At 35.7% G+C, this 11,898-nt stretch carries 11 protein-coding genes; 8 read left to right on the forward strand and 3 right to left on the reverse strand.

Annotated elements, in window-relative coordinates; translation table 11 throughout:
• The first annotated feature begins 94 nt into the window (after window positions 1-94).
• The 5 genes from GS03_RS11035 (at window position 95) to GS03_RS11060 (ending at window position 4,566) form a co-directional block, all read left to right on the forward strand.
• Window positions 95-2,638, forward strand: coding sequence for an ATP-dependent Clp protease ATP-binding subunit (locus GS03_RS11035; protein WP_136152602.1), 2,544 nt, complete (start codon window positions 95-97; stop codon window positions 2,636-2,638).
• A gap of 60 nt (window positions 2,639-2,698) precedes the next feature.
• Entirely contained in the window at window positions 2,699-2,908 is a 210-nt protein-coding gene (locus tag GS03_RS11040; RefSeq protein WP_210726612.1) for a GldL-related protein, read from the forward strand.
• The gene (locus tag GS03_RS11045) at window positions 2,908-3,423 is read left to right on the forward strand and encodes a DUF421 domain-containing protein (RefSeq protein ID WP_136152603.1); all 516 of its coding nucleotides are present in this window, start codon (window positions 2,908-2,910) and stop codon (window positions 3,421-3,423) included. Before GS03_RS11040 ends, GS03_RS11045 begins: the two co-directional genes overlap by 1 nt.
• A gap of 193 nt (window positions 3,424-3,616) precedes the next feature.
• Window positions 3,617-4,198 carry a TMEM175 family protein gene (locus GS03_RS11055; RefSeq protein ID WP_136152604.1) on the forward strand — a complete coding sequence of 194 codons (582 nt, stop codon included), beginning with the start codon at window positions 3,617-3,619 and terminating at the stop codon, window positions 4,196-4,198.
• A 2-nt stretch (window positions 4,199-4,200) separates the two neighbouring features.
• Window positions 4,201-4,566 (forward strand): DUF1304 domain-containing protein, encoded by a 366-nt coding sequence (locus GS03_RS11060; protein ID WP_136152605.1) that lies wholly within the window; start codon window positions 4,201-4,203, stop codon window positions 4,564-4,566.
• Here the strand turns inward: GS03_RS11060 and GS03_RS11065 are convergent.
• The 3 genes from GS03_RS11065 to GS03_RS13435 all read right to left on the reverse strand — a co-directional run bounded on the left by GS03_RS11065 (window position 4,563) and on the right by GS03_RS13435 (window position 7,096).
• The gene (locus GS03_RS11065; RefSeq protein WP_136152606.1) at window positions 4,563-5,231 is read right to left on the reverse strand and encodes a hypothetical protein; all 669 of its coding nucleotides are present in this window, start codon (window positions 5,229-5,231) and stop codon (window positions 4,563-4,565) included. The two genes, GS03_RS11060 and GS03_RS11065, sit on opposite strands and share 4 nt — an antisense overlap.
• A gap of 43 nt (window positions 5,232-5,274) precedes the next feature.
• On the reverse strand, window positions 5,275-6,777 hold the full coding sequence (gene hutH / locus GS03_RS11070) for a histidine ammonia-lyase (protein WP_136152607.1): 1,503 nt from the start codon (window positions 6,775-6,777) through the stop codon (window positions 5,275-5,277).
• A 184-nt stretch (window positions 6,778-6,961) separates the two neighbouring features.
• A complete protein-coding gene (locus tag GS03_RS13435) occupies window positions 6,962-7,096 on the reverse strand; it encodes a hypothetical protein (protein ID WP_262712299.1) in 135 nt (44 codons plus the stop codon).
• Between the two features lie 75 nt (window positions 7,097-7,171).
• Between GS03_RS13435 and thrA the strand changes: the two genes are divergently transcribed.
• From thrA to thrC, 3 genes are read left to right on the forward strand one after another with little or no spacing between them, the layout of a single operon-like run.
• Entirely contained in the window at window positions 7,172-9,619 is a 2,448-nt protein-coding gene (gene thrA / locus GS03_RS11075) for a bifunctional aspartate kinase/homoserine dehydrogenase I (RefSeq protein ID WP_136152608.1), read from the forward strand.
• The gene (locus tag GS03_RS11080) at window positions 9,612-10,535 is read left to right on the forward strand and encodes a homoserine kinase (RefSeq protein ID WP_136152609.1); all 924 of its coding nucleotides are present in this window, start codon (window positions 9,612-9,614) and stop codon (window positions 10,533-10,535) included. The genes thrA and GS03_RS11080 overlap by 8 nt, the downstream gene beginning before the upstream one ends.
• A gap of 3 nt (window positions 10,536-10,538) precedes the next feature.
• Window positions 10,539-11,825, forward strand: coding sequence for a threonine synthase (thrC, locus tag GS03_RS11085; protein ID WP_136152610.1), 1,287 nt, complete (start codon window positions 10,539-10,541; stop codon window positions 11,823-11,825).
• Window positions 11,826-11,898: the final 73 nt, after the last annotated feature.

The raw sequence follows: 11,898 nt of genomic DNA on the forward strand, positions 1-11,898 counted from the left end.
TTTTTTTGTCAATTAGCTGACAGTACATTTAGTCGGAATAGTTTTTGTTAGAATGATTCTGAATAACTAAATTTACATCACCAATACTATATTTATGGATGATAATTTTTCACCTAGAGTTAAAGACGTGATTACTTACAGTAAAGAAGAAGCTTTGCGTTTAGGTCATGACTTTATTGGGACCGAACATTTGATGCTCGGTATTTTAAGAGACGGAAATGGTAAAGCAATTACTATTCTCAATAATCTTTCTATTGATTTGGAACATTTGCGAAAGAAGGTTGAAGTACTCAGCCCGGCGAACCCAAATGTGGAAATCAGTAATGAAAAGAAAAATCTACACTTGACTCGTCAAGCGGAACGCGCCTTGAAAACTACTTTTCTTGAAGCTAAAGTGTTTCAAAGTTCGTCTATTAGTACGGCACATTTATTATTGTGTATTTTAAGAAATGAGAATGATCCAACAACCAAACTACTGCATCGTCTGAAAATAGACTATAATGTAGTTAAAGAACAGTATTTAAATATGACACCAAGCGAAGAAGATTTTAATGATAATTTGCCAACAAACGAATCTTACAATGATGACTCAGGACAAGATGACAGTTTGAAAGAAGGCAATTTTAACAATCCGGCTAATAAGACCAATAAAAAATCTAAAACGCCTGTTTTGGATAATTTTGGTCGTGATTTAACCGAGATGGCTGAAGAAGGAAAACTCGATCCGGTAGTTGGTCGTGAAAAAGAAATCGAAAGAGTTTCTCAAATTCTTAGCCGAAGAAAGAAAAATAATCCGTTACTTATTGGTGAACCTGGTGTTGGTAAATCTGCCATAGCCGAAGGTTTAGCGTTGCGAATTATTCAAAAGAAAGTATCCCGAATTCTGTTTAACAAAAGAGTGGTGACTTTAGATTTAGCATCTTTAGTTGCCGGAACAAAATACCGTGGACAATTCGAAGAAAGAATGAAAGCCGTGATGAACGAATTAGAAAAGAATGACGACATCATCCTTTTCATTGACGAAATTCACACTATCGTTGGTGCTGGTGGCGCAACTGGTTCGCTTGATGCTTCCAATATGTTTAAACCGGCTTTAGCAAGAGGCGAAATACAATGTATTGGTGCTACAACACTTGACGAATACAGACAATATATAGAGAAAGATGGTGCGTTAGAAAGACGTTTCCAAAAAGTAATCGTAGAACCTACTTCTGTAGAAGAAACGATTACGATTTTGAATAACATCAAAAACAAATACGAAGATCACCACAGCGTAACGTATACTGACGAAGCTATCGAAGCCTGCGTTAAGTTGACCAACAGATATATGTCTGAGCGTTTTCTTCCGGACAAAGCTATCGATGCGATGGACGAAGCCGGTTCAAGAGTTCACATTACCAATATTGATGTTCCAAAACAAATTTTGGATTTAGAGCGTCAATTGGAAGAAGTACGTGATTTGAAAAATTCTGTTGTTAAGAAACAGAAATATGAAGAAGCGGCCAAACTTCGTGATGATGAAAAACGTTTGGAAAAAGACCTTGCAATCGCTCAGGAACAATGGGAAGAAGATTCTAAAAGCAATCGTATTCTGGTTACCGAAGATAATGTTGCCGATGTCGTATCGATGATGACCGGAATTCCTGTGAATCGTATCGCGCAAACAGAAAGCAACAAATTGGCTCACTTACCAGATTTAATTAAAGGAAAAGTAATTGGACAGGACGAAGCGGTTTTGAAAATCTCTCGTTCTATTCAAAGAAATCGCGCCGGTTTGAAAGATCCAAATCGTCCGATTGGTTCGTTTATTTTCTTAGGGCAAACCGGAGTTGGAAAAACGCAGTTAGCCAAAGTTTTAGCAAAAGAGCTATTCGATTCTGAAGATGCTTTAATCAGAATTGACATGAGTGAATACATGGAGAAATTTGCCATTTCAAGATTAATCGGCGCACCTCCTGGATACGTTGGTTACGAAGAAGGCGGACAATTAACCGAGAAAGTTAGAAGAAAACCATATTGTGTAGTGCTTTTGGACGAAATTGAAAAAGCGCATCCAGATGTTTTCAATATGATGTTACAGGTATTAGACGATGGTTATTTGACAGATAGTTTAGGTCGTAAAATCGATTTTAAAAACACTATCATCATCATGACTTCTAATGTTGGTGCGCGTCAATTGAAAGATTTTGGACAAGGTGTTGGTTTCGGAACTGCAGCCAAAATTGCACAAGCTGATGACAATTCGAAAAGCGTTATCGAAAATGCATTGAAGAAAACCTTCGCTCCTGAATTCTTAAACAGAATCGACGATGTAATTGTTTTCAATCCATTGGAAAAACACGATATCGATTTGATTATCGAAATCGAATTAAAGAAACTGTTTGGCAGAATTTCTGAATTAGGATACACTTTAAATCTTTCAGACAAAGCCAAAGCGTTTATTGCTGAAAAAGGTTTTGACAAACAATTTGGTGCGCGTCCTTTAAAAAGAGCCATTCAAAAATATGTTGAAGATGCTTTAGCTGAGGAAATAATCACTTCCAAAATTGCTTCCGGAGATACTATCTTTATGGATTTAGACGAAGCTACACAAGAGTTGACTGTTGCTATCCAAAAAGCTAAAAAATCTGCGAGTTAAGAAATAATAAAGTAACTTTAAGCCACGAATTTTATTCGTGGCTTTTTAATTTTAAAAACAATGATAAAAAACAAACATCTTTTAATTCTATTTTTTGTAGCCATGATACTGGTTGTCATTGGCGCTTTATTTAAAATAACACATTGGGAATTCCAAGGAATAAACGGAAACACTATGCTTACTATTGGATTATTATCCGAAGCTGTTGTTATTGTGCTGCTAATACTCAAGATAACAAAAGACAATAAATCCGATTTTCTGAATAAATAATGAATGCTTATCTAGACATAATCCTAAGAAGCGTTGCCGTTTATCTTTTTATGGTAATAGCATTGAGGATTTTTGGCAAAAAGGAATTATCCCAACTCAACACTGCTGATATCATTCTGATTTTGCTGATTAGCAATTCGGTGCAAAATGCGATGGTTGGAAGCAATTCATCATTGTTAGGCGGAATCACTGCAGCAGTAGCTTTGTTTATCATTAATTTTCTTTTTAAGAAAGTAATGCTGAACTCAAAATTCATAAAAGGATTGGTGCAGGACAAACCTGAAATATTAATTCATGACGGCAAAATCGATTTCAAAGCTTTAGCCAAATTAGACATCAGTTCCGATGAATTACAGGAAGCGATGCGAGAACACGGCGTTGAATTTTATAAAGATGTAAAACTGGCGATGTTTGAAATTGATGGAAATATCAGTATCATTTCGGGAAATGACAGTTTAAAGCAAACGCATCACAAACGAAAAATCCATAAGACGTTGGGAACTATAAATAATTAAATAGTGAAGTTTAACAAACTAAAACCTTTACTTTATCTCTGGATATGTAGCGTGATAGTGATTATCAGTGCTTATCTGTCCTTTTCTCACAACTGGATATTGGGAATGTTTATTTTTAGTATAGCTTCTTTAGTATTGGGATTTACTACAATCATTTACACAGCTGTTACAGTTACAAAAAATATATTGAAATATGAATAAAACCAGACTTGAAGCATTTAGCGACGGCGTTTTAGCCATTATCATCACCATCATGGTGTTGGAATTTAAGGTTCCGGAAAGCGTAAGTTATGAAGCCATTCGTCCATTATTACATAAATTTCTGAGCTATATATTGAGCTTTATCTATGTTGGCATTTATTGGAACAACCATCATCACATGATGCACACGGTAAAAAGAGTTAACGGAAAAATTCTTTGGGCCAATTTGCATTTGTTGTTTTGGCTGTCACTAATTCCATTTGCTACCGCTTGGATTGGCGAGCATCACTTCGCTCCTTTCCCAATGATGTTTTACGGATTTGTCCTTTTGATGAATGGTTTGGCTTATTTTATTTTGCAAAACCTAATTATAAAACAACACGGTAATGATTCGATATTGTCCAAAGCTCTAGGCAAGGATTACAAAGGTAAATCTTCACCTATACTATATTTAATTGCCATTCTTTTTGCTTATAAATTTCCGGCAATCGCAGGCGGAATTTACATTTTTGTAGCTTTGATGTGGTTAATTCCCGATAGCAGAATTGAACGGATTTTTAATGAAAACCAATAACTATGAACACACTTTCACAACTTATCATCGGATTTATTGCAGTCTTGCATCTTTACATTCTTTGGCTCGAAATGTTTGCGTGGACAACTCGCGGAAGAAAAGTTTTTAAAACCATTCCTGAAGACCAATTTGAAAAAACAAAAGTCATGGCCGCAAACCAAGGTTTATATAACGGCTTTCTCGCAGCCGGATTGATTTGGTCACTTTGCATTACTGATATTGATTGGAGTAAAAACATCGCCATCTTTTTCCTTTCCTGCGTATTGGTAGCCGGAATTTACGGAGCTATGACAGCTTCGAAAAGAATATTCTTTGTACAGGCTGTTCCAGCAATTTTAGGATTGTTGAGTTTTATGTTGAAGATTTAATCTGTTTTCTTGAAATTTTGATCGTATCCAAATCGTTTTAAAGTCAACATTTTTTTAAACTCCTTTTTAGATAACTGAACTATAATTTTTGTCGAATCTAATTTCTGTGCTTTAATTTTTGATAAAGAATCCATTCGCTTTAAATCCTCATCAGACACAAGTGTTTTTATAGTTAATCTATTGTTGTCTAAAGTGAGAATTTTCATTTTCCAATAAATTGAATCTTTTGTGCTAAATACAATCGAATTTTTGATTCTTTTGACTTTTTGGAAATCCGAAATAGAAAAGATAGTATCGTAATTGACATCCGTAATTTCAACCGAGTCTTTTAGCTTTCTAAACTCAACAAATTTATCATCAAAATAGATTCTGTTTTCAAGTATTCTTAAACTATCCTTTATTGAATCAAATTCTGAAAAACTGATGTTGTTTTTAGTTTTCCATTTATAATAAACCGTTTTATTTTCAATAATCAGGTTAGTGGAATCTTGATTAGTATAATTACCTATAAAACGATTTGGCAAATGATTTACTTCTCTATCATCAATAGGTTGTGGTGCTTTAAACAAAAAATCTATACCGTAATACGGAACTGCATCAGCTTGTTTGCAACTAATAAAAAGAGTGAAAAGTGAAATTACAAGAAAACATTTAGATGATTTCATAAAATAAATTTTAAGAAACCCTTAACTAATATTATGCCAAAACTTAATCCTCCAACTCCACCATAAAGCTATTCAAAAACGCTACTGAATTCTCAATATCGTAATGCAGAATTCTGTCTTCATTAACCAATGGCACATCAGCTCTGTATGATTTCAAAAACATTTCTATAAACTCACTTGATTTCAAAGGTTCTCTGAAATGAATTGCCTGAGAAGCATTCATCAATTCAATTGCCAAAATTCTCTCCAGATTTTCCATAACCTTTAAGCACTTTGTAGCAGCGTTTGCTCCCATGCTTACGTGATCTTCCTGTCCGTTACTTGAAACAATGCTGTCAACACTGGCCGGAGTTGCTAATTGTTTGTTTTGGCTGGCAATGCTTGCCGCTGTGTATTGCGGAATCATAAACCCTGAATTCAGTCCAGGATTGTCAACCAAGAAAGCAGGTAAACCTCGTAAACCTGAAATCAGTTGGTAAGTTCTTCTTTCGGATATGCTTCCCAATTCGGATAAGGCAATCGCCAAAAAATCTAAAGCTAGAGCCAATGGTTGTCCGTGGAAATTCCCGCCTGAAATGATTACATCTTCTCCAATAAAAATATTTGGGTTATCGGTAACCGAATTGATTTCGGTTTTAAAAACTTTCTTTACGTATTCAATCGTATCCTTTGAAGCCCCATGCACTTGCGGGATACAACGGAACGAATACGGGTCCTGAACATGTTCTTTTTGTTGGACAATAATTTGACTTCCATCAAGCAGTTCTTTCATTCGTTTTGCTGTCATGATTTGTCCTCTGTGTGGACGCACTAAATGAATTAATTCATCAAACGGTTCTATTCTGCCATCAAATCCTTCTAACGAAATTGCAGCAATCACATCGGCAAAATAAGAATATTTCATCGCTTTCAGCAAAATATAACTTCCGTAAGAACTCATGAATTGCGTTCCATTCAATAATGCTAAACCTTCTTTAGATTGCAATACTATTGGCTGCCAGTTGAATTGTTTCAACACTTCTGAAGCATGTATTTTTTTACCTTCAAAATTTACTTCGCCTTCACCTAATAACGGTAATGACAAATGGGCTAATGGCGCTAAATCACCACTCGCGCCAAGTGAACCTTGAGTATAAATTACGGGAAGGATATCATTGTTATAGAAATCAATCAAGCGTTCAACAGTTACCAACTGCACACCCGAATGTCCATAGCTTAACGATTGAATTTTAAGCAACAACATAATCTTTACAATCTCAGCCGGAACTTCATCACCGGTACCACAAGCATGTGATTTTACCAGATTTTCCTGGAGTTGAGACAAATCTGCATTCGAAATTTTCACATTACACAACGAACCAAAACCAGTATTAATACCATAAATCGGTTTGTCATTGCTTGCCATTTTTTTGTCTAAATATTCCCTACACTTTTGAATATTTATTCTGGCTTCTTCAGAAAGCGAAAGTGATTTATGTTGAGAGATGATTTCCTGTAAAGTCTCTAAAGTCAATACTTCCGAACTGATATAATGTGTATTTTCCATTTTTTGCTTGCAAATTGTCCCCAAAATTCAATAAACAATCGTTAAAAAACAAGTTTTGTTCATAGTATTTTATTGTGAATTTAATAATGAAAGTATGCCTAAATTGGAAAAATGTTTATTTTATTTGACTAACATCCATATTACTACGATTTTGATAAAAATGGTGCTAAAACTTTTTTCCTATTCAAAAAGTAGTATTTTTGAAAAACATGTGGAATAAAAAAAACATATTTACTTCAGCATCAGCAGCTAATTTATTGGCTGTAACTATTATTGCTACCACATCAACTACAACCCCGTTTGGGGTATAATCTTTCATATAATCCTAATGCATGGACTTTCATTTAGAAAGGCAACAACTTATAATTCATAATTCACAACTCATAATTCAATCATGATAGTATTAAAATTTGGCGGAACATCAGTAGCCAATTCAGAAAATATTTCAAAAACAATAGCCATTGTAACCAATAAAAGCAAAGAAGACAAACTAGCCGTTGTGGTTTCTGCTTTTAGTGGCGTAACTGACATGCTAATCTTAGCCGGAAAAACGGCGTCAGCAAAAGACAAAAACTACAAAGACATTGTCAGCCAAATAGAAAAAAAACACAAAGATGCTATCGACGAGTTAATTCCGTTGAGTGAACAAAGCAATATTATTGATACGATTAACGGCAATATCAATCACTTAAAAACCCTATTGGATGGCTGTTATCTTTTGGGCGAATTGTCTAATAGAACAGCTGATATTGTGGCTGGATTTGGAGAATTATTATCGTCTCAAATCATTGCAGTAGCTTTAAAACAAAAAGTAAGCAATTCGGCTTTCAAAGACAGTCGTGAACTAATCAAAACCGATTCTAACTTCGGAAAAGCTGCCGTTGATTTTGGCGTAACCAATAAATTGATTGCTGATTATTTTAAATCAAGCGCTAATCAGGTTGTATTGTTCCCTGGTTTTATTGCTTCTTCCATTGATGGCAACACAACAACTCTTGGTCGTGGTGGTTCTGATTATACTGCGGCAATTATAGCTGCAGCGGTAAAAGCGGACATTTTAGAAATCTGGACTGATGTAAATGGAATGTTTACAGCCAATCCAAGAATTGTAAAACAAGCGCAGCCAATAGAAACTATTTCGTATCAGGAAGCAATGGAATTGTCGCATTTTGGCGCCAAAGTATTGTATCCACCAACGATACAACCCGTATTAAAAGACAGCATTCCAATTTTCATCAAAAATACTTTTGAACCTGAAGTATACGGAACGCTTATTTCTGATAATCCAAATGCTACAGCAAATCCTATCAAAGGAATTTCTCATATCGATAATATTGCGTTGCTGACACTTGAAGGTTCCGGAATGATTGGTGTTGCCGGTTCTTCCAAACGTTTATTCGAAACGCTTTCGCAGAATAACATCAACGTGATTTTTATTACTCAGGCTTCTTCGGAACACTCTATTTGTATTGGTATTCTAAATGCCGATGCAGATAAAGCCAAAGCAGCAATAGATAAAACCTTTGAAATTGAAATTGCCCAAAACAGAGTTGACCCAACGATTGTGGAGAAAGATTTATGCATCGTGGCTTTAGTAGGCGAAAGCATGAAAAACCATCAGGGAATAAGCGGTAAAATGTTTAGCACTTTAGGGAAAAACAATGTGAACATTCGGGCGATTGCACAAGGTGCTTCTGAAAGAAATATTTCTGTGGTAATCAATGAAAAAGACGTTAAGAAAGCGCTAAACACATTGCACGAACGTTTCTTTGAAGACAATACCAAACAGTTGAATTTATTCGTAATGGGTGTTGGAAATGTGGGTGAGAAATTCATCGACCAAATTGCACAGCAAAAGAAGTTCCTAAAAGAAAACCTGAAAATCAACCTTCGTGTTATTGCGATGGCAAACTCAAGAACAATGGTTTTTGATGAAGACGGCATCAACCTGAAAGACTGGAAAACAGTTCTCGCAGAAGGTGAAAAAGCAAACGTTGAAAGCTTTATTGCAAAAGTAAAAGACCTCAACTTACGCAACAGCATCTTTGTTGATATTACCGCAAATTATGATATTGCAGGTATTTATGACAAGTTCTTAAGCGAAAATATTGCCGTGGTGACTTGCAACAAAATTGCCTGTTCGTCTGAATATGACAATTACAAAAACCTTAAAAATCTTTCCCGAAAATACAATGCTCCTTTCCTATTCGAAACGAATGTTGGAGCTGGATTACCAATCATCGACACCTTAAAACATCTGATTGCTTCCGGAGATAAAGTCAATAAAATACAAGCAGTTTTATCAGGAAGTTTGAACTTTATTTTTAATAATTTCAGCGATACTTATAATTTCCATGATGTAGTTAAAGAGGCCGGTGTTCAAGGGTTTACAGAACCTGACCCAAAAATTGATTTAAGCGGTGTTGATGTTGCCAGAAAGATATTAATCCTTATCCGTGAAAGTGGTTATAAAATGGATATTGAGGAAATCGAAAACAATTGTTTCCTGCCAAAAGAATGTATGGACACAACTAACAATGAAGACTTCTTTAAATCATTAACGAAGCACGATGACCATTTCAATAAGCTTTTAGCTGAAGCTAAGTCGAAAGATTCACGTATTAAATTCGTTGCCAAATTTGATAATGGAAAAGCGTCAGTTGGTTTGCAGTTCATTCCAAAAGAAAGTCCGTTTTATAACCTGGAAGGAAAAGACAATATCGTAGAATTCTACACAGATAGATATGTTGATCAGCCATTAATCATAAAAGGTGCCGGTGCCGGTGCTGCGGTTACGGCTTCAGGAATTTTTGCTGATGTAATTAGAATTGGAAATGTCTAACGAAATAAAAATATTCTGCCCTGCCACTATCGCCAATCTCAATTGCGGATTTGACGTAATGGGATTGTGTCTCGAAGGCATTGGTGACGAAATGATTATTCGGAAAGTCGCTGAAAAAGGTATCAGAATAACCAAAATCACCGGAGCGGACTTACCTCTTGAAACGGAGAAAAACGTTGCAGGAGTTGCAGCTTTAGCTATATTAAATACCACACAATCCGACTTTGGTTTTGAAATTGAAATCCATAAAAAAATAAAAGCAGGAAGCGGCATTGGAAGTTCTTCTGCCAGTGCGGCCGGAGCGGTTTTTGGCATCAACGAACTTTTGGGAAAACCATTTACAAAACACGAATTAGTTGATTTTGCCATGAAAGGCGAAGCAGTTGCCAGCGGAAGCGAACATGCTGATAATGTTGCTCCTTGTATTCTAGGAGGCTTTACTTTGGTTCGTGGTTACAATCCGTTGGATGTGATTAAGATTGAAAGTCCGAGTGAAATTTACGCTGTCGTTTTGCATCCGCATATCGAAGTAAAAACTTCAGATTCACGTGCCGTTTTATCACCAACCGTTTCTTTGAAATCTGCTATCACACAATGGGGAAATCTCGGTGGATTGATTGCCGGTTTATACACCAAAGATTATGAACTCATTGGTCGTTCATTAAATGATGTTATCGTAGAACCTGCCAGAAAGCATTTGATTCCGAATTTTGATAAGGTAAAAAATGCTGCGCTGCAAAATGGTGCTTTAGGTTCCGGAATTTCCGGTGCCGGACCATCAATTTTTGCGTTGTGTAAGGGAGAAACAATTGCCAATACTGTTGCCAAAAGTATGCGTAACGCTTACACAGATACTGGGATTGCCTTTGATATTCATATTTCAAAAGTGAATGATGAAGGAACAAAAATTATATAGAAAATGAAATATTTCAGCTTAAATAATAAATCACATAAAGTAAGTTTTGAAGAAGCGGTCGTTGCCGGATTAGCGCCTGATAAAGGTTTGTATTTTCCGGAAAGCATAACTGCACTACCCGACTCTTTCTTTGCCAATATTGAAAACTTGTCTCATGAAGAAATTGCTTATGAAGCCATCAAACAATTCGTAGGTGATGAAATTCCGGAAGCAGAACTAAAACGCATTATAGCAGAAACTCTTTGTTTTGACTTTCCATGTGTGCCTGTAGAAGACAATGTATTTTCTCTAGAGCTTTTCCACGGACCAACAATGGCGTTTAAAGATGTTGGCGGTAGATTTATGTCTCGTTGTTTGGCGTATTTCAATAGAGATAAAGATATTAAAAACACGGTTTTAGTAGCAACTTCAGGTGATACAGGAGGTGCTGTTGCCAGTGGTTTTTTAGGTGTTAAAGGTGTCGAAGTTATCATTCTCTATCCATCCGGAAAAGTGAGCGATATACAGGAAAGACAGTTGACGACTTTAGGTCAGAATATAAAAGCTCTTGAAGTTGATGGTGTTTTTGATGATTGTCAGGATATGGTAAAAAAAGCGTTCCTGGATGATAGTTTGAAACACAAAAATCTCACCTCAGCCAATTCGATTAATATTGCGCGTTGGTTGCCACAAATGTTCTATATTTTCTTTGCATACCAACAATTAAAGAAACACAACAAACCAATTATTCTGTCTTGTCCAAGTGGAAACTTTGGCAATATCTGTGCTGGTATCATGGCGAAACGATTGGGATTACCCATAGCTCATTTTGTAGCTTCTACTAATGCTAACGATACCGTTCCAAGATTTTTAGAAAAAGGAGATTATGATCCAAAACCATCTATCGCCACTATTTCCAACGCAATGGATGTGGGGAATCCGAGTAATTTCATCCGAATTCAGGAGTTATATCACAACAATTTATCCGAATTTGAAAAAGATTTTTCGTCCTATTCGTATACAGATGCTGAAACCGAAATTGCTATCAAAGACATTTACAACAGAACAAAATACATAGCTGAACCACATGGTGCAGTTGGTTATCTCGGTCTGAAAAAAGAAATGGCTAAGCAGCCAAACAGCGTTGGTGTTTTTTTAGAAACCGCACACCCAATTAAATTCTTAGATACTGTTGAACCTTTGTTAAATTTGAAATTACCAATTCCAAAACAAATCGAAAGTGTGCTTGGTAAAGACAAAGTACGCACTAAGATTAAAACCTATGAAGAGTTTAAAACGTTTTTAGGATAATCATTTTTAAACTATAAAAAAATACCCGAAACACTTAATTGTATTTCGGGTATTTCTTTTTCAAAGATTTATT

Source organism: Flavobacterium sangjuense (assembly GCF_004797125.1).
GTDB lineage: Bacteria > Bacteroidota > Bacteroidia > Flavobacteriales > Flavobacteriaceae > Flavobacterium > Flavobacterium sangjuense.